Origin of the sequence: Enterococcus sp. AZ095b, from assembly GCF_051714725.1 — a bacterium.
Taxonomy (GTDB): Bacteria; Bacillota; Bacilli; order Lactobacillales; family Enterococcaceae; genus Enterococcus_B; species Enterococcus_B pernyi.
Genome location: NZ_JBIOSL010000001.1, coordinates 1,647,591 through 1,674,330 on the forward strand (window position 1 = coordinate 1,647,591; position 26,740 = coordinate 1,674,330).

At 39.2% G+C, this 26,740-nt stretch carries 17 protein-coding genes, 1 pseudogene and 1 other annotated feature; of the genes and pseudogenes, 6 read left to right on the plus strand and 12 right to left on the minus strand.

Features of this window, described 5'->3' with window-relative positions; translation table 11 throughout:
* Positions 1-246 precede the first annotated feature (246 nt).
* The 6 genes and pseudogenes from IGJ99_RS07940 to IGJ99_RS07965 form a co-directional block, all read right to left on the minus strand.
* Entirely contained in the window at positions 247-621 is a 375-nt protein-coding gene (locus IGJ99_RS07940) for a P-II family nitrogen regulator (protein WP_010735288.1), read from the minus strand.
* Positions 618-1,391 carry a DUF1538 domain-containing protein gene (locus IGJ99_RS07945; RefSeq protein WP_409173423.1) on the minus strand — a complete coding sequence of 258 codons (774 nt, stop codon included), beginning with the start codon at positions 1,389-1,391 and terminating at the stop codon, positions 618-620. Before IGJ99_RS07945 ends, IGJ99_RS07940 begins: the two co-directional genes overlap by 4 nt.
* Positions 1,388-2,071: a DUF1538 domain-containing protein gene (locus IGJ99_RS07950; RefSeq protein WP_010735286.1), complete on the minus strand. Its 684-nt coding sequence runs from the start codon at positions 2,069-2,071 to the stop codon at positions 1,388-1,390. Before IGJ99_RS07950 ends, IGJ99_RS07945 begins: the two co-directional genes overlap by 4 nt.
* 359 nt (positions 2,072-2,430) lie before the next feature.
* A pseudogene (locus IGJ99_RS07955) lies at positions 2,431-3,237 on the minus strand (carbohydrate ABC transporter permease); the annotation flags it as partial.
* A 68-nt stretch (positions 3,238-3,305) separates the two neighbouring features.
* On the minus strand, positions 3,306-4,175 hold the full coding sequence (locus IGJ99_RS07960; protein ID WP_010735284.1) for a carbohydrate ABC transporter permease: 870 nt from the start codon (positions 4,173-4,175) through the stop codon (positions 3,306-3,308).
* Between the two features lie 355 nt (positions 4,176-4,530).
* A complete protein-coding gene (locus IGJ99_RS07965) occupies positions 4,531-5,820 on the minus strand; it encodes an ABC transporter substrate-binding protein (protein ID WP_010735283.1) in 1,290 nt (429 codons plus the stop codon).
* A gap of 226 nt (positions 5,821-6,046) precedes the next feature.
* Between IGJ99_RS07965 and IGJ99_RS07970 the strand changes: the two genes are divergently transcribed.
* Entirely contained in the window at positions 6,047-7,546 is a 1,500-nt protein-coding gene (locus tag IGJ99_RS07970) for a response regulator transcription factor (RefSeq protein ID WP_224434818.1), read from the plus strand.
* Positions 7,543-9,270 (plus strand): cache domain-containing sensor histidine kinase, encoded by a 1,728-nt coding sequence (locus tag IGJ99_RS07975; RefSeq protein WP_438770738.1) that lies wholly within the window; start codon positions 7,543-7,545, stop codon positions 9,268-9,270. The genes IGJ99_RS07970 and IGJ99_RS07975 overlap by 4 nt, the downstream gene beginning before the upstream one ends.
* A 145-nt stretch (positions 9,271-9,415) precedes the next feature.
* On the opposite strand, the gene IGJ99_RS07980 is transcribed toward IGJ99_RS07975, so the two are convergent.
* Genes IGJ99_RS07980 through IGJ99_RS07990 form a run of 3 tightly spaced genes read right to left on the minus strand, consistent with a single transcriptional unit; the run spans position 9,416 to position 14,445 of the window.
* The gene (locus IGJ99_RS07980; protein WP_010735280.1) at positions 9,416-10,369 is read right to left on the minus strand and encodes a beta-galactosidase small subunit; all 954 of its coding nucleotides are present in this window, start codon (positions 10,367-10,369) and stop codon (positions 9,416-9,418) included.
* The gene (locus tag IGJ99_RS07985) at positions 10,350-12,227 is read right to left on the minus strand and encodes a glycoside hydrolase family 2 TIM barrel-domain containing protein (RefSeq protein ID WP_153829780.1); all 1,878 of its coding nucleotides are present in this window, start codon (positions 12,225-12,227) and stop codon (positions 10,350-10,352) included. The genes IGJ99_RS07980 and IGJ99_RS07985 overlap by 20 nt, the downstream gene beginning before the upstream one ends.
* Positions 12,211-14,445 carry an alpha-galactosidase gene (locus IGJ99_RS07990; protein ID WP_137072504.1) on the minus strand — a complete coding sequence of 745 codons (2,235 nt, stop codon included), beginning with the start codon at positions 14,443-14,445 and terminating at the stop codon, positions 12,211-12,213. The genes IGJ99_RS07985 and IGJ99_RS07990 overlap by 17 nt, the downstream gene beginning before the upstream one ends.
* Positions 14,446-14,559: 114 nt before the next feature.
* Here IGJ99_RS07990 and IGJ99_RS07995 point away from each other — a divergent pair, with 114 nt between their 5' ends.
* The gene (locus tag IGJ99_RS07995) at positions 14,560-15,588 is read left to right on the plus strand and encodes a LacI family DNA-binding transcriptional regulator (protein ID WP_023519788.1); all 1,029 of its coding nucleotides are present in this window, start codon (positions 14,560-14,562) and stop codon (positions 15,586-15,588) included.
* 305 nt (positions 15,589-15,893) lie between these two features.
* Here the strand turns inward: IGJ99_RS07995 and IGJ99_RS08000 are convergent, their stop codons facing one another.
* Both IGJ99_RS08000 and IGJ99_RS08005 read right to left on the minus strand, forming a co-directional pair.
* On the minus strand, positions 15,894-17,024 hold the full coding sequence (locus IGJ99_RS08000) for a 5-methyltetrahydropteroyltriglutamate--homocysteine S-methyltransferase (protein ID WP_194179807.1): 1,131 nt from the start codon (positions 17,022-17,024) through the stop codon (positions 15,894-15,896).
* Positions 17,025-17,107: 83 nt separating this feature from the next.
* Positions 17,108-17,339: a binding site (T-box leader), on the minus strand.
* Positions 17,340-17,384: 45 nt separating this feature from the next.
* On the minus strand, positions 17,385-18,149 hold the full coding sequence (locus tag IGJ99_RS08005) for a MerR family transcriptional regulator (RefSeq protein ID WP_010735275.1): 765 nt from the start codon (positions 18,147-18,149) through the stop codon (positions 17,385-17,387).
* 97 nt (positions 18,150-18,246) lie between these two features.
* Between IGJ99_RS08005 and IGJ99_RS08010 the strand changes: the two genes are divergently transcribed.
* Positions 18,247-19,995: an ABC transporter ATP-binding protein gene (locus IGJ99_RS08010; protein WP_438770739.1), complete on the plus strand. Its 1,749-nt coding sequence runs from the start codon at positions 18,247-18,249 to the stop codon at positions 19,993-19,995.
* Positions 19,982-21,769, plus strand: a complete 1,788-nt coding sequence (locus IGJ99_RS08015; RefSeq protein WP_010735273.1) for an ABC transporter ATP-binding protein — start codon at positions 19,982-19,984, stop codon at positions 21,767-21,769. Before IGJ99_RS08010 ends, IGJ99_RS08015 begins: the two co-directional genes overlap by 14 nt.
* Positions 21,770-21,834: 65 nt before the next feature.
* Here the strand turns inward: IGJ99_RS08015 and IGJ99_RS08020 are convergent, their stop codons facing one another.
* Positions 21,835-24,849: a bacterial Ig-like domain-containing protein gene (locus IGJ99_RS08020; RefSeq protein ID WP_438770740.1), complete on the minus strand. Its 3,015-nt coding sequence runs from the start codon at positions 24,847-24,849 to the stop codon at positions 21,835-21,837.
* Positions 24,850-25,038: 189 nt separating this feature from the next.
* Between IGJ99_RS08020 and IGJ99_RS08025 the strand changes: the two genes are divergently transcribed.
* Complete coding sequence (locus IGJ99_RS08025; protein WP_438770741.1) at positions 25,039-26,526, plus strand: helix-turn-helix domain-containing protein; 1,488 nt, start codon at positions 25,039-25,041, stop codon at positions 26,524-26,526.
* The last annotated feature ends 214 nt before the right edge of the window (positions 26,527-26,740 follow it).

Sequence of the window (26,740 nt, forward strand, 5' to 3'; positions counted from 1 at the left end):
CCAAATCATCTAAAGTTTATCTAATCAAAACTTTCTTTATTCATAATTTTAAGTTATAACCTAAAAAAATACTGATCCAGCAAAATAGACAAGGATTTTTGGTAAAAGAAAAAGCCGTAAAAAACTTAAAATAGCACAAGGTCTATTTTGTTTTTTTCGACTTATTGTCAAAATAAGATTATCAAATTTTAGTATATTTCAAGGTAAGTTCTATTCCAAATTTAGCAACTTGCATTTGGATGAGTTTCAATTATCTTCTAATAAATCTTTCATGTCAACGACTTCGCGATATTGATGGATTTTCGTAATACCAATCACTTTATCGATATCAATACTAAAACAAATACCATTGCCCGGAACATCGATCTTGATACCTTTTCCGATCGCATCCATCACTTCATTTGTCAAAGTATCTGGTACTAATGTCAGAACGATATCCTTTTCCGGTGAGATATCCAACCCTAAGAATTTTCCTGTGTCATGGACTCCAGAACCACGTCCATGTAAAATCGTGCCCCCAGATGCGCCAGCCTTCTTTGAGTAATCGATCACATCTTCCCCAATACCACCATCCACGATCGTGACGATCATCTCGAGATTTAGTGCGACTAAATCATTCATTGTTGTTCCTCCATTTGTTGTAATTTTTCTTTGTTTTTCTGATCTTTTTTGTCTTTTTGTTTATATATGAACCCTAAGACTAATGTCGATAGTATCGGTGTCAATGCGATCATTGCCACCACACCAAAACCATCAAGAATTGGATCTCGACCATCGATCTGTGTGGCGATTGCCACACTCATAGACAAAATAAAGGTAGAACACATCGGTCCTGTGGCGACGCCACCGTTATCAAAAGCCATCGATAGAAAAATCTTGTCAACTTTTGCACCTAAGACAAATGCTAAGCCATATCCAGGGACCAAGAAATAATAAAGAGAAAAACCAGCTAATAAGCGCCACATGGACAGACCGACTGCTAAACCGATCCCAATCGAGATCACTGCTAACATTACTTTTGCATGAATCCGACCTTCACTTAATTCTTCGACTTGTTTGACCATCACATGGATGGCTGGCTCTGCAAAACCTACTAAAAATCCCATAACAAACCCTAAAGGAATCAGGATCTGATTATTCGCTAAAGAAGCAATTGCACTCCCCAGGTGTTGTCCCACTGGTACATAAGCAACATTTACACCATGTAAAAATAGAATTAATCCGATAGTTGTGATCAAAAAACCTTTCATGATATCCAAAAAACGTTTTTTTCTTAATTTAAATGAAAGAAAGTTCATCAGTACAAATAAGATCACGATTGGTGCCACCGCAAGGATGACTTCATATCCGACTTGTCCAATACCTGTAAAAAAAGTGACCAAAAAATTCATTGGAAGATCACCCCCAAGATCATGACAGCCAAGATAGGACCAAGTGAGGCAATACCAACCATTCCAAAGCTATCATTTTCATTTTTCCCTTGACGGATCATGCTTGTCATTCCACCAGCCAAGGCTAGAATAAACGGAACAGTCACTGGGCCGGTTGTGACTCCACCTGCATCAAAAGCAATTGGCATAAATTCATTACTTGTGAAAAAGGAAGCGATGAGTACCGCAAGATAACCGATCACCATCAATCGATAATACGACAGTTTAAATACGACTCTTAGTAGGGCAAAAGCTAAAAATACACCAGTTCCCACACTGACTATACCGATCAATAAGACTCGACCAATCTCTCCATCCGAAATATCAAATACTTGTTGACCTAATACTTGTACAGATGGTTCGGCAATCGTGATCACGATTCCAATCAGAAAACCCAAACTAATAACGATTGGTAGACTTTTCTTTTTGATCATATATTTACCAACTAAATCACCAACTTCCATCATCGAATAATCCGCACCAAACAAAAAGAGACTCATACCAACCATCATCATGATTGCTCCTAAAATGAATCTTCCCATGCTTTCAACATCTAATGGTGCAAATACAAAGGTCAGGATAACGATCAATATCGTCATGGGCATGATCGCAATGATTACTTCTTTAAAATTTTTTCTCATGTATCCTCCTCCTTTACTTCTAGTTTACCTGATTAAAAGTAAGTTTACGAGGAAAAACAGTAAGCGATACCATTTTTATGTAAAAACGGTAAAAAAAAACAGCAAAAAAACTAACTAGAGTATCAAAAAAAAATCGACGAATATTGTTTTATATCTATGCAAAAAAAGGCTAAAATACATGCTATAAGCAATAAAAGCCAGAAATAGATAAACTATTTCTGGCTTTTACCGCTTATTTTAAATAAGTTTATTTTATAACAAAAGTTATCCGCATATTGTAAATCTAACGGTGACGTTTTTCATATTTTTGATCATTCAAGTGATAGTGCCTGAACATGAAATTTCAGGCTTATTTCTGTCTATTTGACAGAACCAATCATCCCTTGAACAAATTGTTTTTGTAAAACGAAAAACACGAGTGCAGTTGGTAAGGTCGCAATCACCAGTCCACTCATGATCATGCCATAGTCTGGTGTATAGGATGCCCCCATGGCTGATAATACTAATGGAACTGTTCGTTTATCTGGAGATTGTAATGCCACTAAAGGCCAGAGGTAATTGTTCCAACTACTCATAAACGTGATGATCGCCGCTGCGGCATACGTATTTTTAGCTGTTGGTAAATAGACACGAAAGAAAATACTTAATTCTTTAAGACCGTCTAAACGTGCCGCCTCTACTAGGTCCTTAGGAAAGGATTTCGCGTTTTGGCGGAAAAAGAAAATCAAAAAAGCGGTACTTACTGAAGGTAAGATGACGACTAGAAAACTATTGATTCCTAATATCGTACCATTCAATTGTGAAAACATCCGATATAGCGGGATCATCAATGCCGCAAAAGGGACCATCATCGATAATAACAAAATATTAAAAACGACTTCTTTTCTTTTACTCTTATAGATCTCAAAGCCATAACCTGCCATGGAGGAGATCAATAAAGCAAAAATCGTTGTAACCACAGCGATCATTGCAGAATTAAGTAGAGAGCGTGAAAAATTCAAGTCATTCGAAAAGAGATTTTGGAAATTGATCACTAAATTTTCACCGATCATCAGTTTACCTGAACTAATATCGACTGCTGTATTTGTCATCCCTAAAATCATCCAAACAAACGGGAAAATTGAAATAAAGGAAACGATGACTAAAGAGGTATATTTAAAAATGCTTAAGAGTAACTGTCCGATACTCACTTGCTTTTTTGTAATTGACCGGGGTTGACTACTTGTCATTTCTCTCATTTGCTCTCACTCCCTATTTTAGTTTGAATCACTGATAACAAGACAATAAATAGTACGATAACGAAAGAAACAGCTGCGGCATAACCAAAATTCGGAGTGAATTTATAACTCAAATTATAGATATATTGTGACAATGTCGTTGTTGCATTTGCTGGCCCACCACCAGTGATATTTTGTACCTCATCAAATAATTGCAAGGTACCGATTGTTGAAGTGATCGACGTAAACAAAATGATTGGTTTCAAGTTAGGTATCGTGATTTTAATGAACTGTTGCCACCTTGATGCGCCATCAATATCAGCAGCTTCGTATATTTCTGGATCGATGTTTTGCATACCAGATAAAAAGAAAATCATATTATACCCTGTCCAACGCCATGTGATGGAAATAATGATCAATACTTTTGCCCAGAATGGATGAGTCAACCAACCGATTGGGTTATCAATCAAGCCAATTCCAACTAAAAGGTTATTGATTAAACCTGATTGGGAAAATAAACTTTTCATGATCAAAGAATAGCTGACCATTGAGGTAATACATGGCAAGAAGATCGCTGTTCTGAACAATCCTTTGAACTTCAATTTTTTATCATTCAATAGATTGGAAATAAACAATGCCAAAAACAACATGACAGGAACCTGTACTAATAAGTATAAAAAGGTATTGAAAAATGCTTTACGGAAAGTTGAATCTCCTAACATTCGTTGATAATTTCCTAATCCGTTGAATGTCATGTTTACCGGAGGTCCACTTTGAAAAGAGGTGATCAGCGCTAACCCCATTGGTATAAAAACTAAAATTGAGATCATGATCACTGGAAGGACTAAAAACGCGTTGCCATTTTTAAATAAATCCTTTTGTTTCATATTATTCCCCACTTTCATTACACATATGTCGAAGAAATACATGCCTCACAGAAAGTCAGACAAAATTGCTAGTTATTTTCTTCTAAGCTTTTTACCACTGCCTTAATGATTAGTTCCATCGGACAGAGAATAGCAAACGAGTGGAACTTCTTATTTTTTCGAATACCATTGCTAAAGTTATACGGGATAGCTAACGGTGCGAATGTCCCCTATCGACATTTCAATTAATTGCTTATTCTATAAACGATACCTTCAAACGAAAGAACAATACTCTCGTTGATCCGTTTGAAGAGATCGCCACTTATTTCTTTGTTATTCCATTCATCATAGGTTTACTGTTGACGCTGAATATGACTTAATTGGCTAATTGAGCTTCGACTTGTTTTTGCGTATCTGCCAAAACTTTTTCTGCTGATTCACCATTGATGATTCGGCTCAAGGATTCCGCCACAACAGATTCAATGGCATAAGTTTCATGACCATAGTTCACTTCAGGGATTTCTGCTGTCCATTTTGAAAAGTCATCGAATACTTTTTGATTACTATAGAACTCAGACGGCTGTTGATAAGCTTCTTGGTCATTCGCGCTCAACATAGTCGATACTAAACCGATCTCTTCTGCTAATTTGCCCATCAATTCTTCATTCGTTGCGAATGTCTTTTCCAAGAAATCTTTCGCATTTTCTTCACCAGCTACGCCCTTGATCACATACCAGCCGGCACCACCCAAGTTGGAAGCTTGTGCTTTTTGCATGTTAGCAGGTAGAGCTGGAATCGGTGCGATCTTCCACTTACCTGATTGATCTTCTGCCCCTTGAATGGTTGAAGAATACCAAGCACCAGTTGGTGTAGAAGCAACAGCTCCTGATTGGACCGCCGTAACCCCAGCATTCCAGTCAGATGTTTGTTCGACTAGATCTTCTTTAAGCAAGGTAGCAAAGAGTTCTAACCCATATTTTAATGATTCATTATTTTCGATCGTCACTGTTTCTCCATCTTCCGAGGTATACCATTCTCCGGCTTGTTGCATGATCATGCGCACACGACCTAAATCGGAAGGATTGACTTCAGAGATTTTTTTTCCTGTTTTTTCTTTGACATCTCGTGCAACTTGTAAATAATCATCCCATGTTAAGTTCTTCATATCTTCTTCTGAATAACCAGCTTCTTCTAAGATATCTGTCCGATAGAAATTGGCTGTCACACCTGAGTCAAAAGGTACACCGTAAATTTTATCGTCAACTTTGTTGACTGCAAATTTATATGCGGCAAAGTTATTTTCATCCACAATATCTGTCAAATCAGCAAACGCATCTGGGTAAGAGGTCAGATACCCTTGGATACGGTAGTCTTCGATCAACACAACATTTGGTAAACCATCGGTATTTCCGCTAGCTAATGCCGTATTCAGTTTTTGTACGATATCATCTTGAGACATCGTTACTACTTCTACGTCAACATCCTCATTTTCGTAAAACTCTTTGGCTTCATTGACGGCTTTGATATTAAAGGCTTCATCCCATGCCCAGACCGTTACTTTATCTTCGTTTCCCGAAGCATCACTGGAAGAATTGCCACACCCGGCAAAAAGTGTAACTGCTGCTGTTAGGACGAAAGCACTAGCTAAAATTTGTTTTATTTTCATTTTTTATACCCACCCTTTTTAGTGTTTGTTTTTTTCTTACATGCTTATCATAACAGACTTGCAAACGTTTTCTTCGTTGATGATCGTTCTCAAGAAAAATATCCTAAAATAAGAAAAAAGTACAATTTTGTCATCTTTTGATTTAGTAAATGAAATTTTAGACTTGCATTTGTAAACGTTTCCCAGTATTTTTAACTTACGTAACAAAGGAATAGGGGGAAAAACATTGAAAAATATCGTATTGATCGATGATGAACAGACCATTCTCTCTGGTCTAAGTACCCTGATCGATTGGCCAGCGCACGACTTCCATCTCAAAGGGGCCTTTTCAAAACCACTAGAAGCGCTCGAATTTATTAAGCATCAGCCTCTTGATATCGTCGTAACGGATTTGATGATGCCAGATTTAAATGGTATTGAACTTTCTCGATTGATCAAGAAGGAACAACCTGAAGCAAAAATCTTAGTTTTATCTAGCTATGATGACTTTCAATTGGTCAAAGATTCATTCAAAGAAGGCGTTTCAGATTATTTACTTAAGCCAAAATTGAATCCTAGCGAGTTTTTAGCTTCTTTAAAGAGTCTGGTGGAACAATCTACAGAAGTAAAGAAACCACGTTTGACAGAACTCGAAAAAATGAGTCAGCTACTCAGCACTTATTTGTCCGGAACTTCTCTTGATTTAGGTATATCACGCGAACAATTCCCACATGACTACTTTTTTTTAGTCTATTGTGAAGAAAAGCAATCGGAAAAACTGCGTCGAAGTGAACAATTGATTGCAGAAGCACCACAATATACAAATCAGCTCGCCTCTGTCTTCCCTTTTTCTACGACAGCAAATGATATTGGTTATTTTATCAATGTCGCTTCGAAGAAGGCATTCGATCAGCTGATTGAACGATTTCAGCAAGAACACCAGACAGATTCTTGTCTCTATGTTCTATCTGATGTTCTGGATTTTGAAAACTTTTATTCTGAATTCCTTACATTAAAGCAAAAAAGTAGCGGACAGCACTTTTATCTGACAGATCACTGCGTTATTTGTGAAAAGCTATTATCTCCCCTACTCTCTTCTTATGAACAACAAACAAAAAGTTATTTGACCAAGATCATGAACAAAGATTTTACGTCTGCCATCGAAGAATTGGACAATTACATGAGTAAGGTGCTTGATCAACGTTTGCAACCAAGCTATCTGAAACACGAGATCATCAATCGACTCTATGCCTTGATCAATGCGATCGCGGACGAACATGAAAAAAGAGAAGGAATCATGACACTAAAAATCACAATTCCAGCACAGATCACGCAAGCAGAACGGTGGGATGATCTGGTGTTGATCGTCAATAATACGACGAAGTTATTACGTGAAGTCACCACTACATTCAGAAAAGACAACTCAGATGTGTTGACGTTGATCTATGAGTATGTCCAAGAGAATTATCATCAAGACATCAGTCTACAAACGCTATCCGAAAAATATCATTTTTCTTATAGTTATTTATCAACGATCTTTACAGAAAAGTATGGGATCAATTTTACGAAGTACTTAAAAAAAGTCCGTATCAACCAGGCAAAACTATTGTTGAAAGAATCGAATCTTTCGTTAAGTGATATTGGTCAGCAAACTGGATTTACTGAACTTGGTTATTTTTCTCGGGTATTCAAAGAAGAAACTGGATTGACTCCTTCACAATATCGTAAAGGAATACTGACCGTATGATTAAAAAGCTAAGAGAACACGAGCTTTTGACCAAACTTTTGATCATTCTTTTTATTGCTTTATTCACTCAAGCAGCGACGATTTCTTTGTTTATTTATCAACGCTCAAGAGACGCCTACATCCAACAATTCGATCAATCCAATCGAATGACCTTACAAAAGATCCAACATGATTTTGAAACATTGAATGACAATATAGAGAACACTTTGACATTATTGGCTGAAAGCTCTGCTGTAGAGGGGTATTTCAAAGAAGGCCAACAAACGACTTTGGAGAAAATCAATCAACTACGTACGGTGCAAAAAATGAATGATTCATTGGCACCGATCTTTCCAAACATCAAAGATGATATTTTTCTTTTTGGGGAAAATGGTCGGATGTTCATTAGTAATGACATGGTGAGTGATCTCACTGCTGATGGCTTTTTCCAATTAGAGTTGATCCAGAAAGTCAATGAGAATCCAACAGCGACACAAATGGTCTTTACTCAGTTCGGACTGACGAAACGCGATAAACATTCACCAAGTGTCTTGTTTATCAAAAAGCTTAGATCTACTTTGAATCAAACTTATGGTTACGCTGTCGTAGCCATCACTTCTGATGAGTTGGCAAAAATATTCAGCCAATCGGTCGATCCGGAAACCACGCAAATCGATTTTGTGACAGATGAGAAAAAAATCTTTGCTTCAAATGTTCAGAACCGGATCGGAACGACGTTTGATTCATTTGATGAGTTAGTCGAACACGAGACGTTGACCAAAGCCAATCAGCGGATCACTCGTTTACCACTTTACCGACAAAACTCGGCTTTGGTCAGTGAGGTCAATGTCCACTCGATCGCCGATCAAATGAATGTCATTATTCCGATCATCCTTTATAATATTGGAACGCTGATTTTAGGCGGTATCTTAGTGGCGATCTATTTAAATCGCAACACTCGCTCCATCTATCAATTAGTAGATTCATTGAACCAAATCAAAGAACCAGTAGCAGCTACTGTTCCGATCCAAGGAACATATGAGATCCGAACACTCGCTACTACGATCAATCAGCTGCTAACAACGATCAGTGACAATCATACGCAATCTTTACAAAATGAAAAGAAAAAACGGACATTAGAGATACAAGCGATGCAAGCACAGATCCAGCCTCATTTTATATATAATACGTTAACTAGCCTCAAATTTTTAGTGTGGCAACAAGAAAATGAAAAAGCAGTCGCAGGCATCGATAGTTTTATCGACCTTTTGCGCAGTACGATTGGCAATAAAAATGAAATTATCCCTGTAGAAGAAGAACTGAACAGTGTGAGAAGTTATATTGCGATCTTGACACTGCGTTACGGTGATGCGATCTCAACCAAAATCATGGTACCAGAGGAACTTTATTCTTTATATATGCCCAATATGATTATCCAACCGATCATCGAAAATGCTTATTTACATGCGTTCCAAACGAAGAAAAATGGCTACATCACTTTGTATGGGATGATCCGAGAGAATAAATTGACGTTTGAAGTCATGGATACAGGTGATGGCTTTGATACGGAACAGCCAACGAAAAACAGAGACTATTTTTCAGGTATCGGTAGCAAAAATGTTCATGAACGAATCCAATTACTTTATGGTGAAGATTATGGCTTACACATTGATTCAGTAGTTGGTGTGGGTACATCGGTAACGATTACGTTACCGATCATAAAAAAAGAGAGTAATACTGAATGAACGTGGAGACAGAAACAATCCCTTCAGAAAATCAGGCGAACTACTTCTTTCATGACTTTTAAGTATCAACCGCAACTCATAGAACCCACTAAAAATCCATTCTGCGGATCTTTCGTGGGTCCTATTTTTGATGTTCCAATTTACATTATTTAATGATAAAACTAAATTCGTGGTCTTCTTCACCACTAATATGATAGGCTTCTTCTACATCCGCTCCCCATGAATCAATACCTCCGACTCCTCGGACTTTCGCCAACATCGTGACAACCGTTCGACGTTCCGGTGGTAGTTCCTCCATGTGTGTCGCCTGTTCTAATTCTTCTGCTTTGAATGGTAATGCCGCAAAAGCAAATGGCGAATCCTTTTGTTCAAATCTTAAGGAAAACTCTTCCTGACTTTTATCTGCATTATTCAAGGTTGTCTTGCGCGTAATCTCTAACCACTTGGTATCCATATGGACGCCACAATCTTGTGGCACTAAATAAGGTGGGATTGGCAAGCCCTCCACATGATAGACCCCTGGTGCGCCACCAGCTTTACGATCCGGATAAGTTTCACCTGACAGGCCTTCATAATCGAAATGAGTGGCTTTTGTTGGCATGATCATGCGAAATCCTAATACTGGCAGCTCGGGTAATCCTTCCTTGCCATGATAGTACATGTTCACGTGTAGATCCCCTTGTTCGTTGACACGATACGTCATATCGACGGTCGTTTGTGGGGTTGTGTTGACTGCCAATGTGAAAGTGATCTCGACTGTATTTGCATACTCTTGGTTACTATAACGATTGTTGACTGGTGCGATCGGCAGTTCGATGGCTTGGTCATTTATTGCAACATGGATTGCTTCCACTTTTAGATACAACCCTGCGCCAAGCCACATACTAGAGCGATACCCAAAGCCATTTCCTCGATCATTATCTGTCAATGCTCGCCAAAAAGTCGGTTGCGTTTCACGATAAAGCCATTCTTTTCCATTCTTTTTAAGTGATTCCAAACCACCTCTGGTGTAAGAGAAAATATAATGTTTTTCTTCTGTTTTGATTCCTAAAGTGCAGTCGCCATAAATGATTCTCAATTTAGGATCTGTATTTGCCATAATAGTATCTTACCTCCTGTAATGCTGGTTTTTCTTGTCCATTTGCAAAAACGATGCCGTTTCCGGAAAACTCATAATCACTTGGACGATCATCAAAATCCCCGCCGTAACGCATGACTTTTCGATTGGTCACTGGATCAAGTACCTCAAGTGCTTGATCTTTAAAATCCCAAATATATCCGCCTTGATACATCTCGTATTCATCTAATAATGCCATATAAGAACCTAATCCACCTAAAGAATTTCCCATATCGTGCATGTACTCGCACAAGATATATGGTTTATCTGCCTGATTCTCTAGATAATCAGCGACCGCCGCAGGTGTTGCGTACATACTACTTTTCATATCCGAAACAGAAGCTTCAAATGTGGGATCAACATAATTCCCCTCATAGTGAACAAAACGGTCTGGATCAACCTTCTTGAAGTATTCATTCATCAACCGAATATTCTCCCCTACATAGGACTCATTGCCTAAGGACCAGAACAAGATACTTGTATGGTTCTTGAACGTTTCAAAATGGGTTTTTGCTCGATCTAGCACCACTTCTCGCCATTGCGGAATGCCTCTTGGTACATTATAGGATGGCTCAAAAGCACCCATTTTTTGCCATGACCCATGTGATTCTAGATTGGTTTCTGCCATCACGTGGATACCTGCTCGATCGCAGAGGAAATACCAAGGAATCTGGTTGGGATAATGTGAGGTCCGGACGCCATTGATGTTGGCATTTTTAATCACTGCCAAATCCTTTTCCATGTCATCTAAGGTGATCGCACGTCCTGTTTTTTCACTCCACTCATGACGATTGACTCCATTGATGATCAAGCGTTTTCCATTCAGATACATCACTTTATCTTTTAACTCGATCTTGCGAAACCCGAATGGATACTCGACATATTCAGTCACTCCGTCACGGTCCCTGGTTTCAATTTCAAACGTATAGAGATTCGGCGCAAAATGATCCCATAATACCACTTCACCTAAATCAATACTGAGCTGCACTGTTTCGCCTATCGCTTGCTTTTCTTCATAGATCGTTTGTCTGTCTAAATCAAGGACCCGTACCTGTAAGTCGCTTTCAGCTGTAAGATTTTCAAAAGATAAGGACACATTCAATTTTCCTTTTTGATACGTGTCATCTAATTGAGGACGTAACCACAAGTCTTCTAAATGATTCTTGCCACGAGCAACTAAGACGACATTTCGAAAAATCCCAAAGAAACGGAAAAAATCTTGGTCTTCTAAAAAGGCAGCTGTGCTACGTTTGTGGACTTCGACTGCCAAACGATTCTCTTCTTCAAGATAAGGGGACAAATCAAATTCGGACGGTGTAAATGAATCTTCTGCATAACCGACGAAATGACCATTCAACCACACATACATGGCTTGTTCGACACCTTCAAAACGAATCGTGACATCTTTTCCCTTCAATCCCTCTGCTAATTGGAAAGTCGTGACATAGGACCCTACTGGATTTCCTTCAGCTTGAGAGAACATCCCTGCCATTTCCTTTTCTGAAGCAGTTGTATAAGCGGGACGACGAAACTCATGACCTTCCCAAGGATACATCGTGTTGATGTAATGGATCTTATCAAAATCACTTAGTTCAATGTGGCCAGGCACATGGATCGTGTCGAATGAACGATCATCAAAATCTTGTTCAAAAAACTCTTTGGGGCGCTTTTCTGCATTTTCAGAAAAATAAAAGCGCCATTCACCATTTAGCGACTGTAGTCGGGAACTTTGACTTCTTATTTCTTCTTTTGAACCGTAGACCGTATGATCACTGTGTGCCTTCCGCTGATTCACACGAAAAACTTGTGGATCATCTAACCAATCAATTGATGCTTGCATGTTCTTCTTCCTCTCCTGTAACTATTTTCTCAAAGTGAAAAATTTCTGTTTGAAAATCTCCGTGAAAATCAGGGAGATAAAACCCCATCGTCATTAACTCCGAGCCTGAATAAATCAATGAACTTTTACGTTCACGATACATCCCTTCCTCCAAACCAACCAAGCGGATCTCATGAAAAGGCGGTTGTCCAGAAGTTAATCGTCGTGCCATAAAGACCATGATCTCCTTTTTATTTGGAGAAACAAATTGCCACGCCGCAATGTTTTGTTCAAAGGGATTTTCTAAGCGGTCAAATTTTCCTTGTTGGATTGTTTGACGAATTTCTTTATACGTGCTGATCTGTTCTTTGATGATTTTCTTTTCTTGTTCGTCTAATGCGGTCAAATCTAGTTCATAACCAAATACCCCGCTCATCGCTACATCCCCGCGTGTCTTTAAATCTGTCACACGTCCACTTTGATGGTTAGGCGATGCAGAGACATGGGCACCCATGGATGAGATGGGATAGCCGAGACTCGTGCCATATTGTATATCGATCCGTTCCATTGCATCGGTATTGTCACTTGTCCAGGATTGTGGCATATAGTAAAGAATTCCTGCGTCAAAACGGCCACCCCCACCTGAGCATCCTTCCCATAAGATATCTGGGTAAGCTGTGATCAACTCTTCTAAAAGGTTATATAATCCTAAAACATACCGGTGATAGACCTCTCCTTGATTCTCCACGTAAGCAGAGTAAACATCTGATAAGGAGCGATTCATATCCCATTTCACATAATCGATCGGTACCTTATCCAAAATCTTTCGTAATTGCTGACTGATCGAATCTCGCACTTCTTTTCGTGTAAAATCCAAAACAAATTGCGACCGAGATGCTGCAGGCGTGCGTGCTGGTTCTTGCATCAAATAATCAGACGCCTGACGATACAATTCAGAATCGATCGAAATCATTTCAGGCTCCACCCATAGCCCAAATTTGAGGCCTCTTTCATGAGCATACTCTGCAATTCCCTTCAATCCATTCGCCAATTTCCCTTCATATTCAAACCAGTCTCCTAAAGAAGAAGTATCTGCATCTCTTTTCCCAAACCAGCCGTCATCTAAGACGAACATTTCCATACCTAACGCTGCTGCTTCATCGATCAGTGCTTCGATTTTTTTGCTAGTAAAGTCAAAATAAGTCGCTTCCCAATTATTGACCAAGATTGGACGTGGTTCGTACTGATACTTCCCACGTGCCACACGTTCTCGCAACAGCTCATGATGTATGTGGCTCATGCCATTTAATCCTTCGTCTGAATAAGAAAGGATCATTTCTGGCGTTTGAAACGCTTCATCGGTTGAAAGTTGCCATTGGAACTGATACGCATTGATGCCACCAACGATTCTTAGTTGATCGATTTGATCTTTTTCGATCTCGAACGCATGATTGCCAGAATAGATAAACTGTAGACCGATGGCTTCTCCAAGAACTTCCGTTGTATGGGTATGTGTCAAAGCGATAAAATTGTTCATTTGGTGACTGCTGCTTCCTCGTCGACTTTCAAATGATTTCACCCCCTCAGTGATCCGTTGTCTTGAAATCAAACGCTCTCTAGCGTGGGCTCCAGGTAAGGCGATCACTTCAGTAAATCTGCCCGAATTCGTCATATCTAATTGAAAAGAAGCTGCTTTATCTAACCAGATCATTTGTTCCGTTTGATTACGATACTTAGCAGATCGAACGATGGCCCCTCGTTTTTCATAGATCGTATAAAATAGATCTACATAAATTGGTAAATCGCGATCTTTCAATGTAACACATAACGTTTGTGCCTCTTGTTCATCCAATACATAGGTTTGTGGTAATCCTGTAAGCTTTGGTTTACCTTGGATGATCTGATACGTTTCATATCTTAAATCAAGCAAGCTAGAGCCATTCTCACGTGTGATGATCGTGGCTGGAATGCGATAATCCATACTTCCGTGTCCCGAAAATTCTTGTGGCAGCGTATCTTTTGAAAATGCCCGCTCATCATGCAAAGGAACATTTCCTGAAAAACCACGATCTCTTCTTGGGTATTTTTTGTTATTAGTATAGTTACTCACTTTTTTACCAAAATGAACATGGGTCAACACACCAGATTCTTCAATTTTCATCACATAAGAAATCAATGGATTCGACAAATGAAAAACATTTGTATCCGAATCGAATGCAATCAACGATTGTCTTTTCATTTCTTCACCTCACAAATTTTTAGAAACCGTTTACTTTTTAACTAACTCCTGTATACTGTTTACTAAACATATTTGTCAATAACTTTTTTTTATATTTCTTAAAGGAGTGATTTTATGGTAGGGATTCGTGATGTCGCTCGAAAAGCGAATGTCTCTCCTGCAACTGTTTCACGCATATTGAATCAAGATAAGACAATCCATGTCGCACCAGAAACAAAGAAACGGATTTTTGAAGTTGCAGAAAAATTGAACTATGATATCAATAAACGAAAATATATCAAAAAACGAATGCCATCGATCGGTGTGATCTCGACGATCAGTAAGGCAAGTGAAGCACAAGATGTCTATTACAAAGAATTACGTATGGGATTAGAAGAAGAAGCAAACCGCCTGCATATTGGCATGAATCGCATCTACAATCTCTCTGACAATCCCAAGGAATGGAAAGACTTAGATCAACTAGGAGCGATCATCGTAGTTGGAACAGTGACGAAGCAGTCGATCACTGATCTATTGACACAAAATCAGCATTTGATCGTTGTTGATAATCCTGATATCCAACAAGAAGTCGATATGGTTTATGGAGATTTGGAGCGAATGACCAAAGCTGTTTTAGAGTTGTTTCTAGAGAGTGGGCATCAACGGATCGCCTATATCGGTGGCTACCAAGTCGATATGGATGAACGAGGAGGCAAGACGATCAATCCAGATGAAAAACGCATCCGTGCCTATTTGCATTTCATGTCCGATCACCAGTTACAAGATTACAGTACGCACTATCTGGGAAATTGGACCGAAGAAGACGGTGAACGATTAGCTGAAGAGCTGATCCAAAGCTCTGATCCACTACCAACCGCACTCCTTGTAGGAAGCGATCCAATGGCAATCGGCGTCTATCGCACAATGAAAAAACACCATTTGGCCATCGGTAAAGACATCATGATCGCCAGCTTCGACAACATTGAAGCAGCCAGTAAACTAACTCCTGGCTTGACCACCGTCCAAATCAATGCCAATTCCATCGGTAAAGCCGCCGTACGCTTAGCCGTCGAAAGAATCGACCAAATCCGCGACGAACCCATTATTTTGACCTACCCCACCCGATTAGTGGTAAGAGAAAGCTTTGTGCCAAAGAGGTCGTGAAAGGCGCGTTCAGCACTGAGGCATAAGATAAAAAAATAGAAAATGGCTCTTTCATTTTTTATTTTTTTGGCTTATGTCCGAAGTGTTGCGCCTTGAACACCGTTTATCAGAGATCGTGAGAAAGCTGGTCAGCTCCGAGCAGTAAGATAGGAAATCGGAAAATAGCTTCTCATATTTTTCGATTTTTTAGCTTAGTGTTGAATATCAGCTCCAATAATTGATTTTTTTCAGCAAAAAAAAAACCACTAAAAACAACTGGGTTGTTCTTAACGGTTTTTCTGAATACTTGGTTTATCGGCGTTTACTTAATTCCAGACCTCTTCTGCAATACTCTTGATCAACGCAATTTTCTGCCATTGCGCTTCTTCTGTCAAGATATTCCCTTCTTCGGTGGAGGCGAACCCGCATTGTGGGCTTAAACATAATCGATCTAAAGGGATGTAACGAGTAGCTTCATAAATTCGCTCAATGATTGTTTGACGATCTTCAAGTTCGCCGGATTTTGAGGTTATCAGTCCTAATACTACGAGTTTTTCTTCACTAACTTTCGCAAGTGGTTCAAAACCGCCTGAACGATCGTTATCATATTCTAAATAATAGGCATGAACATTTTCTTCCGTAAATAATGGCTCAGCTACAGCATCATACCCGCCAGCTGCTGCCCAGGTGGAGTGGTAATTCCCTCGACAGACATGGGTATTCAAAATCAAATCTTGTGGTTGATTTCCAAGAACCGCATTATTGATTTGTAAATAGGTCTGCGCCAACTCTTTGCGAATCTTGCTTTCCTCTTTATCACTCTCTGCTAAAAATCCTTCTGGTAAAGGTGCTACTAATACGCCCCACGTACAATCATCCAATTGGATCGTTCTGGCGCCTGCTTCATATAAATCTGCGATCACTTGCCGATAAGCTGTTACGATATCTTGAAAAAGTTCTTCGTTTGTCGGATAGATGGCACGAACATGAGGCAAAATGTCTGGACGTAACAACTCCACTAACAGTTGAGCTGGAGCTGGAATGGTTTGCTTTACTTCGATGCCCTCGGTCGTATAGTTACGTGTAAACCGAAAATGGTCCACAAAAGGATGGCTCTCTCCTGTGATTTTTTCTGTTACAATCACCGTTCCTGGACGTGTCTCTTCTCCGTGAAACTGATAACCACGCTCAGGTACAAAAAACTCGATACCTTGTAAACCAAAGAAAAAGTCCAAATGCCACCAACTCCGACGAAACTCACCATCTGTCACCGCATGTAAGCCAGCAGCTTCTTGTTTTTTGATCAGTTCGATAATGGTTTCATCTTCTATCTCTTTCAAATCAGTAGCAGAAATAAGCGATTCGTTATATGCTTTTCGTGCTTTTTTTAACTTTTCTGGGCGCAAAAAGCTCCCAACGATGTCATAACGAAATGGGGATGTTGAACGAGTAGTCATAAAAAAATTCCTCCTTAGATTGCGTAGTAGATAAAGACCTGATGAAAACAAAAAAACACTCATCCCTTTTGCCAAGTCTTGACAAAAGGGACGAATGCGTCGTGTTACCACCCTTATTTGCATTATCCTCACAAATAATGCCTCAACGATACTATCAGATATCCGGCGAGTTAACGGTCGCAGTCCGGTTTTACTCATTTACTAGTAAAACAAGCTCCAAGTTCATCTTCACTAAGGTTTCTGGTCTCCTTTTTCACCCACCGGAGTCTCTTTTTACCGTTGACCGTTAGTTACTCTTCTCTTCTACGCTTTGATATTGTCAATTACTATCCCATGTTTACTTCCGAATGTCAACTAATCCTACTTTCCCTCATTCACTTCGATCCAAGCTCGGTAATATTCAAAGGAAATCTTTTCCTTTGTCGTATGGGTCAACAAGTATTGACCAATCGTTTGTCCTAATCGATAGCCTTGCTTTTGCAACCTGTCTTTTACTTCAGATAGATTATTATTTTTTGTGTTGTTCACTTCGACTTTTAGTAGAAATCGCACGTACTTTTTCGCAGGATCATTCTGCCAGATCGTCTGTGAACCTGGGAGTTCTTTCGTGTGCTCGTCCGTACAGAACCCATAAATACTATTCTGATTATTTTCTGGAAAATAAATCACGAAACTTGAATAATTTTTTAGATATTCCTTTGAATATAAGAGGTCATCAGATGCTGCCACGACGATTTTTTGAAAGGGAATTTCTTCTTCAGGAAATTTATCTGGTTCACTATCGATCATTTCTTTCAACTGTTTTTTTCTTGATAATACTTCTTTATGTTTTTGTTCTAAGATTTTTTTCTCATGATCCAAACGCTGTTCCGTTTCAGCTAAAATGTCGTACATCTCATTTAACGATTTACTATATAGATTTTTCATTTGCTTCATGGGAATATCGAGTTTTCGATAAAAATTGATGTCATATACTTGAAAAATAGCATCGATATCAAACAACCGATACCCGTTTTCCTCTTCTCTTGCTGCATGGATCAACCCTTCTGCATCCCAATACCGAATGGTTGATCGAGGGATATCCAATAACTCCGATACTTCCCCAATCGAATACAATCGTTTCATACCTTTCACCTCAATGATAGTTTATGCTTTTTCTTCTTGACCTTCAAGTAACTTTAAGGTGTAGAATGCGTATTTGTCGGGAAAAGGAGGAAACACAATGACATTATTAAAAACATCTATAAAAAACAATAAAGGAATTGCTTTACTTACTCTTTTATTTATCTGTTTACAACTGCTAGGAACCCTTGGTGTGCCAAAGTTAGTAGCTGATCTCATAGACACAGGGATTGCAAGTGGCGAAGTGAAACAAATCCAACAGATTGGAATTCAAATGTTACTTGTTGCTCTATTAGGCTCTTTTGCTGCAGTTGCCTCAAGCTACTGTTCTGCTTTGTTAGCCGCACGATTTGGCTATCAGACACGAGCAAGTTTTTTCAATAAATTCCAACAATTGTCGATGAAAGATGTCGATCAATTTAATACCGGTTCACTATTGACCAGGATGACCAATGACGTAGATAACGTCCAACAAATGATCGTCATGTTCTGTCAGATGATCATCCCTGCACCAATTATTTCATTATTTACGATTCTGATGATGTTGGAGCATTCCGTCAAGTTGACATTGATTACGTTAGGCTCGATCTTCATCTATGCGCTGATCACGTATTATTTGATGAAAAAAGGAACCCCTTTATCTTTGAGTATTCAACCGAAGATGGATCGTGTCACGACAACGTTGCGTGAATTCTTTACAGGTGTTAATATGATCCGTGCCTTCAACAATCAAGACTATGAAGAAAAAAGAACAAATGAAACCTTTGAAAATTACGCGCAACAGATGATCCGAGTCAATCGAATCTTTGCTTGGGTCACACCGATCGCCTTTTTACTCATGGGTATCGTTTATGCATCCATTTTGTGGTTTGGTGGAGGCTTGGTGGCTAATGGTAGCTTACAAATCGGTATAGTAACTGCCATTGTGGAATATTCGATGTTGACACTTGCCTATTTAATGATTGCCGCAATGGTTTTTGTTATCGTACCAAAATCAATCTCTTGTCTTAAACGAATCGAAGAAGTATTACAAGCTGAAATCGAAATCAAAGACCCCGACCAACCAGAAACTTTATCCTTCGATTCAGTCGATGATACTTTCTTATCCTTCGAACATGTGACGTTTCGCTACAACGAAAACGCCGATCCTGTATTGGAAGACATTGATTTTATTGTACCAAAAGGAAAAACGACAGCCATTGTTGGTGGAACAGGTTCAGGAAAAAGCACGATTGCAAAATTACTGTTACGTCTAAACGATGTTTCAAATGGACAAATCAAATTCGCAGGCACCCCGATCACAGAAATGAACCAAGAAACGCTTCGAAGCTATATTAGTTATGTTCCCCAAAAAGCATTTTTATTTAGTGGAACGATTCGCAGTAATCTATTGATGGGGAACGAACATGCGACAGATGAAGAACTAACCAAAGCAATTCGCATCGCACAATTGGATGAAGTATTAGAAAACCTACCGGATCAATTGAACAGCTTTGTGGCTCAAGGCGGAGATAATTATTCTGGTGGCCAAAAGCAAAGGATGTGTATTGCTAGAGCGTTAGTCAAATCTGCTGAAATCTATGTCTTTGACGATAGTTTCTCTGCATTGGACTATCGAACCGATGCTAAGTTACGTGGGGCGTTGCAACGTGAAATGACAGATAAAACACTGATTATCATTGCACAACGTCTAAGTACCATCATAAATGCTGATAATATTATCGTTTTCGATGAAGGACGGATCGTTGGACAAGGCACTCATGAAGAATTGTTGAAAAATAATCGTTCGTATCAAGAATTTGCGAAATCACAAGGTATGTTAAAGGAGGGAGTCGATGGAAATGACTAAAACAACGATAAAAAAACAAAGCTTGAAACGTTTCTGGCGAATGATCCAGCCTGAACATAAAATCTTCTATGGTTCATTACTTTGCAGCTTGGTCGGTAATACATTAGTCGTTGCTATGCCACTAATCATGGGTATCGGGATCGATCAACTACTCGGGCGGATCAAAGAGGTTGGACTTAACCATATGACAGTAACAGATGTAAAAGAAACATTGCTTTTACCAGTGATCCTGTTGATACTCTTCTCCTTACTAAGTAGTATCACTTCCTTTATTCAAGAACGAGCGATGGCTTCATTAAGTGAACGAGTGACCTTACGTGTCCGTAAAGAAGTTACAAAAAAATTCAAAGCTCTTCCAATGGCTTTCTATGACCGTCATCAAGTTGGTGATATCATCAGTCGAACAACTACAGGTTTAAATCAGCTATCACAAGTATTGCTCACAGGGATCAATCAACTTTTCACCTCTCTTGTAACGATCCTATTAGCTGGTATCATGTTGTTTTACATCGATATCAAATTGACTTTACTTGTTCTTATTTTGATTATGATCAGCACAACTGTTACAACAAAATTCGCAAACAAGAATAAACAAATTTCTGATCATAACCAAGAAGAACTGGGAGATTTGAATAATAAAGCAGAAGAATATCTAACTGGGAATTTGGTGATCAAAGCCTTCAACCAACAAGCATTAGCGATTGATGAAGTCAAGAAAGCAAATGAAAAACAATCGCAAGCTTTCAAAAAAGCGCAGTTCATGAATTTTGCGATTTATCCAGCCATCCGTTTGATCAATCAATTAGCATTTATCGCAAGTGCGGTCATTGGGGCAATAGCCGTTTTATCTGGTGGGATCACCATTGGTTTCTTACAAGCGTATTTGCAGTATATCAATCAAATATCAGAACCAATCTCCACTGCTTCATATGTCATCAATTCTGTACAATCAGCCATGGCATCCATCGAACGAATCTTTGAGATCATGGATGAACCAGAAGAAGCAATTGATCATGCAGTAGAAAATCCCATCATTGCACCACAAGGAGCAATTGAATTCAAACATGTTCGTTTTGGTTATACATCAGAAAAACCATTGATGAAAGATGTCAACTTCTCGGTCAAGCCACAACAAACGGTTGCCATCGTTGGGCCAACTGGTGCTGGAAAAACAACTCTTGTCAATCTTTTGATGCGTTTTTATGAAATTAATGACGGTCAGATTTTATTCGACGGTCATGACATCACCGATTTGCCGCGCCATGAATTGCGGAATCTATTTGGCATGGTACTACAAAATACTTGGTTATTCGAAGGTACTGTTGCAGAAAATATTGCTTACGGCAAAAAAGAAGCAACCAGAGATGAAATCATTCAAGCAGCTAAAATTGCTCAATGTGATCATTTTATCCGTACGCTGCCACAAGGTTATGACACCATTATCTCAAGCGAAAATGGGTCGATATCTCAAGGGCAACAACAGCTCTTAACGATTGCACGAGTCATTTTAGCTAATCCTGCAGTCGTCATTTTAGATGAAGCAACGTCAAGTGTCGATACACGTACGGAAGCCTTAATCCAAGAAGCGATGGATGCTTTAACTAAAAACCGGACCAGCTTTGTGATTGCCCATCGTCTGTCAACGATTGAACATGCGGATATGATCGTAGTGATGCAAAACGGAGACATCATTGAAACAGGAACGCATACAGAGCTATTGCAACAACCGACACTTTATGCAAGCTTATACAATAGCCAATTTCAAAATAGTTGAGCGATAAAAAACCAACTTAGTCTAGGATCACTCCGAAACTAAGTTGGCTTTTTGATTTTAAAGAATCAATCTTTACGATTTTTCTTTTTCTTGTAGATATAGGTTCCGATTGCTCCTCCAACAAGAGCAAAACCAAGAACGGTTGCACTAGATCGGATCTCACCAGTTTTTGGTAAATTTTTTGCTGCATTTCCTTGGACTTGTTTTTTTGAGGTTGCAGAGGTGTTGGCTGTTTTCTTTTGCTGAGTATTCCCTCCGCCTGTGTTGGCATTTCCTCCGGCAGTCCCTCGTTTACTCACTGTCACTTGACTTGTTTCTGAAACTGAACCATTCGTGTAAGTGATCGTATAGGTTCCTTCTTTGTTGGTATCAACATCGCCTGACACCATATTCTGGTCAAATGCGAGAGTGAACCCTTCGCGATTTGTTGCGGAGACAAAGCCATCGCTTGGGTCCCACGTATCACCGATATATAATTGAAGATCCTTTGTTACAATCGTTTCTCCGTTTTCTTTTACAACCACCACAACTTCTTCTGTTGCTCGACCGTTGGTATAAGTCAACGGATAATCGCCAGCTTTAGTTGTATCTACCGTACCACTAACCATGCTTTCATCAAAAACGATCATTTCCCCATCTTTGTTTGTAGCAGATACAAATTGATCATTTGGCGCCCACTTATCACCGACATAAACGCTGCCATTTTTTGCTTGGATCGTTTCTCTATTTTCAACCACGGTCACTGTGATTTTTTGAGAGGCTTCTCCATTCGTATAAGTAATGATGAAGTTTCCTGTTCGTCCGGTATCAACGGTGCCTGACACCATACTTTCATCAAATGGCAAAGTGTCACCTGCTCTATTGGTCGCTGAGATAAAATTATCGCTTGGATGCCAAACATCCCCTGTGTGGATTCTTGAATCGATCGCCTTGATCGCTTCTTGACTAGCAATGACGGTCACTGTGATTTCACGACTGAGTCTCCCAAAAGTATAGGTGATCTTGTACTCACCTACTTGTGTCGTATCGACTTCGCCGCTGACCATATTTTCATCAAAGGCAACAGCTTCTCCCGTTTTATCAGTAGCGGAAACAAAATTATCACTTGGTGTCCAAGCATCCCCTACAATGATCGTCGAATCTGTGACTTTAAGGGTTTCTTGACTTTCTTCGACAGTCACATTGATCTGTTGACTCGCAGATCCATTGGTATAAGTCACTGGATAGACTCCTGCTGTCGTCGTATCCACAGTACCACTGACCATACTTTCATCAAAAGGAATTGATTCTCCATTTGGATCGGTCGCTAAGACAAAATTGTCGATTGGTTCCCAACTATCACCAACATAAATCGTTGAATCCATTGCGCGGATCGACTCACTAGCGATTGGTTGCCACACATAAGTATCCGCCATACTATTTTGATAAGTTGTCATCAGTGAAGAGGAGCTTAATACATATTCACCAAGTGGGACATCTTCTGTGCCAGATCCCACATTTTGCCAGTAACCCGTATGCTCTTCTGTAGCGAGCAACTCTGGAATATTGGTATCGGTTAAAGAATAGAACTGGATACCTAAAGAAATTTTAGATAAGGAGATTGTACCAGCAAACATCTCTTGCTGCAATTGCACCTTGCCAGTTTTAAAATGTGATAAATCCAATTCAGTGATATTTTGGCAGTTTCTAAACATTCCTCGCATAAATCGAAGATTCTCCGTATCAAAACCACTGACATCGATTGCTTCTAAATTGAGACATTCTGCAAACATAAAACTCATTGTTGTCACGTTAGTAGTTGAAAAGTTCGTAACATCTAACGCCGTCAGACCGGAACAACCGAAGAACATATAGTACATGGAAGTCACGTTTTTCGTATCAAAGCGACTAACATCGAGTTCTGTCAAACCGGAACAGCCATGGAACATATAATGCATGTACATAACGTTGCTCGTATCAAAATGTGTCACATCTAACGCTTGTAATCCCGAACAGCCATGGAACATGAAGGACATTTCTGTTGCTTGACTCGTTACAAAACTAGAAAGATCCAGTTGAGCCAATCCGGAACAACCGCGGAACATATGACTGAAATTCGTCACGTTGGCTGTTTGAAAACCAGTTACATCCAATGTCGTCAAGGCAGAGCAATCATAAAACATGTAGCTCATGTTCGACACGTTCATCGTGTTAAAACTGGATAAATCTAATGAAGTCAATCCGCCCATCCCATAAAATATATGACTCATTTCAGTGACATTCGCTGTATTGAAGTTGCTTAGATCGAGCGTGCTAACAGAAGACACCCCATTGAACATATAGTTCATCGAACGAACATTTTGGGTATCAAAAGCTGTAAGATCCAATGAAGTCAGCTGCTGGCACCATGCAAAGAAATAATCCATATTCGTGACTTGACTTGTATCTAAACTGGATAAATTCTCGATCGTCGTTAGCTGATTCAAATCAAAAAACAATCCTAATGATTCAGCATTTGCTACCACGGGTCCAGTAAGAACAATTTTTTTGATGAGTGAACGGTGAGGAAACCAAGGTGCACGAGCCGCCGACGTTGTTTCTCCTAATGTCCCTGCATCTATGTACAATATACCTTCTTGGTCGATTCGCCATTGGCTGGTACCGAATACGCCAGAATCAACTTGATCATCTACCTCCTGTATCTCACAAACTGTGCGAGCATCTGGATCTGGGATCACTGGTTCACTCGCAGCTTTAGTGACTTCTTCTCCAACAGTTGAAGCAACAGTCGAATCCGTAGTCGATTGCTCTGTCACGGTGGTTACATCTGTTGTCGCTTCCATCGTTGGTTCTGTAGGGGGTTCTGACGGAACAGAGACTGATGATTCTAGGATTTCAGTTTCTTGCTGTTCTTTCGTCTCTTCACTTTTTATTGCTTCCATAGTGACGTCTTCAGCTTGTTCTTCAAGCGTCGAAATAGCTACCTCTTCTGTCATTTGTCCACTGTCTAAATGATCAGCAAATGTCGTGATACTCTGTTGGGATGCGTTCATAAGTAATAACATTGAAGCTGTCATTTTTACTATTTTTCTGTGGTCCATTCCTTATTCAACTCCTCAAATTATAGAAAGATAAAAAAACATCCAACTAAATTCTAACGTAATCTGTGAAAGAAAATTTTTTATTTTTTTTTTTTGAAAAAAATATTTGAGAATCGATTTGTATTTCCATAATAAGAAAGATAAAATAAAACAATCGAATAAGAGTCACCCAAACGAAAGGAGCAATTAATGGAACCTTTTTTCAAACTACATGAAAATAAACAATTACATCGCCAAATCAATATTCTTACTTATTTGAGAAAACGAAATGACATCACTTCGATCACAGAACTAGTTCAAGAAATAGGCTGTACACCTCCAACTCTACGTTCAGATATCCAAGCATTGCGTGCCAAATTACCACCATCGATTCATTTGCAATCAATCAAAATGATCGGTTACCGCTTAAAAATACCCGATGGGGAAACACTGGATACCTATCTTTTATCTCTTGTTAGAGAAACGATTACTTATAAAATCATTGACCGTAGCCTTAAGGGAAATCAACAATCCTTCGAAGCCATGCGCTTGGAGTATCATTTGTCTAGTTCGGCTTTACGCAAAATCATTCAACACATGAACCATGAACTAAAAAACTACCGAATCCAACTCTCTCCCAAAAATGGTGATCTTGTTGGAAAAGAAAACGAGATTCGTTTTTTCTTTTTTAACTTTTATACGAGTTTTCGACGAACGATCATAACAGATCATTCCTATCTATTCTCTCAGGAAACATACAAAGTCATGTTCGCTGAACTAGAGCAAGTATTTCAGTCTCATTTACATATTAGTAATTTTCGTGCAACGTTATGGTTGTCCATCTTAAAAGAAAGATGGTTGCGTCGTAAACAAGGTGAAATCCCCTCAGAAACATTGAGTATGATCCAGTCTAGAAAAAGCTTCAAAAGGTTCTCAAAAAAAATCACTCCTTTTCTGAGAGAGATTCTTGGGATTCAACAGCTGTCTGTAAATGAACTAGTTTGGGCTTATTTGATTGCTTTACACTGTATTTCCTATAGCTCATCGAACTATCAAGAGACAAGATCGCATAAAGCGACCCATTACCAAGAAGAAGCACCAGCCAAAAAATGGATCAAGCAATTTTTACTCGACGAAGCGCTGATTGACGGTACAACAAAGGAAGGTATTGAGCAAATGAGTGCTTACTTAGCTAATTTACGCTTGCTTAATAAAATCACTGATGGTTTTGAGAATCACCCATTGGCAATTGATCATTTAGTCGATCCATCCTTTGAATTACTCTATCACTCCTGGCAAGACCGATTGCAGCAACTCAAATGGCAAGAGATCCTACCAATGACCTGCATAAAAGACGTTGCACTATCCTTAAGTATGATCCAATCCTCCTATCAGCAAATCCAAAGAAGGAAAAAGCAAACAATCGTCTTTACTTTTCATGGAGATGCTGGCTATGATAATTTTTTAATGGCTATGATCCAAAAGTGGCTACCTGAAACGTATCACCCTCTTTTTCTTTTTGATCAACCGATTAAACAAACAAAGATCGACGAGTTAGAAGCTTGTCTCATCGTCAGCAACTATGATCTTACGGAGAAAATGACCTGTGAAGTGATTCAAATTGCCCAAATACCGACCCATGAGGAGTGGAAAGATTTGAAACTACACTTGATTGAATGGGCTTCAAGTCATTCATAGCATAGTATCCAGGAACCACTCGACTTTTGCTGTAGACTTAGGGAGAAACGTCTAAAATCCCCCCCTAAGTCTAAGACTTGCGGCTATTCACAAATGAAGCTACTAGACTATAGATGCCAACCAAAGAAGGTAAAACGAAGTGTGAGAGTCTTTCAAAATAGTTTAAGACAGCGAAACACTTGAAATAAATCTTCCTTGTGGTTACGTATAAGAT

What these genes read in the sequence shown, in the direction of transcription:
- IGJ99_RS07940 (WP_010735288.1), bottom strand. Translation starts at nt 621, where the DNA reads ATGAATGATTTAGTCGCACTAAATCTCGAGATGATCGTCACGATCGTG.
- IGJ99_RS07945 (WP_409173423.1), bottom strand. Translation starts at nt 1,391, where the DNA reads ATGAATTTTTTGGTCACTTTTTTTACAGGTATTGGACAAGTCGGATAT.
- IGJ99_RS07950 (WP_010735286.1), bottom strand. Translation starts at nt 2,071, where the DNA reads ATGAGAAAAAATTTTAAAGAAGTAATCATTGCGATCATGCCCATGACG.
- IGJ99_RS07960 (WP_010735284.1), bottom strand. Translation starts at nt 4,175, where the DNA reads ATGAAACAAAAGGATTTATTTAAAAATGGCAACGCGTTTTTAGTCCTT.
- IGJ99_RS07965 (WP_010735283.1), bottom strand. Translation starts at nt 5,820, where the DNA reads ATGAAAATAAAACAAATTTTAGCTAGTGCTTTCGTCCTAACAGCAGCA.
- IGJ99_RS07975 (WP_438770738.1), top strand. Translation starts at nt 7,543, where the DNA reads ATGATTAAAAAGCTAAGAGAACACGAGCTTTTGACCAAACTTTTGATC.
- IGJ99_RS07980 (WP_010735280.1), bottom strand. Translation starts at nt 10,369, where the DNA reads ATGGCAAATACAGATCCTAAATTGAGAATCATTTATGGCGACTGCACT.
- IGJ99_RS07985 (WP_153829780.1), bottom strand. Translation starts at nt 12,227, where the DNA reads ATGCAAGCATCAATTGATTGGTTAGATGATCCACAAGTTTTTCGTGTG.
- IGJ99_RS07990 (WP_137072504.1), bottom strand. Translation starts at nt 14,445, where the DNA reads ATGAAAAGACAATCGTTGATTGCATTCGATTCGGATACAAATGTTTTT.
- IGJ99_RS07995 (WP_023519788.1), top strand. Translation starts at nt 14,560, where the DNA reads ATGGTAGGGATTCGTGATGTCGCTCGAAAAGCGAATGTCTCTCCTGCA.
- IGJ99_RS08000 (WP_194179807.1), bottom strand. Translation starts at nt 17,024, where the DNA reads ATGACTACTCGTTCAACATCCCCATTTCGTTATGACATCGTTGGGAGC.
- IGJ99_RS08005 (WP_010735275.1), bottom strand. Translation starts at nt 18,149, where the DNA reads ATGAAACGATTGTATTCGATTGGGGAAGTATCGGAGTTATTGGATATC.
- IGJ99_RS08010 (WP_438770739.1), top strand. Translation starts at nt 18,247, where the DNA reads ATGACATTATTAAAAACATCTATAAAAAACAATAAAGGAATTGCTTTA.
- IGJ99_RS08015 (WP_010735273.1), top strand. Translation starts at nt 19,982, where the DNA reads ATGGAAATGACTAAAACAACGATAAAAAAACAAAGCTTGAAACGTTTC.
- IGJ99_RS08020 (WP_438770740.1), bottom strand. Translation starts at nt 24,849, where the DNA reads ATGGACCACAGAAAAATAGTAAAAATGACAGCTTCAATGTTATTACTT.
- IGJ99_RS08025 (WP_438770741.1), top strand. Translation starts at nt 25,039, where the DNA reads ATGGAACCTTTTTTCAAACTACATGAAAATAAACAATTACATCGCCAA.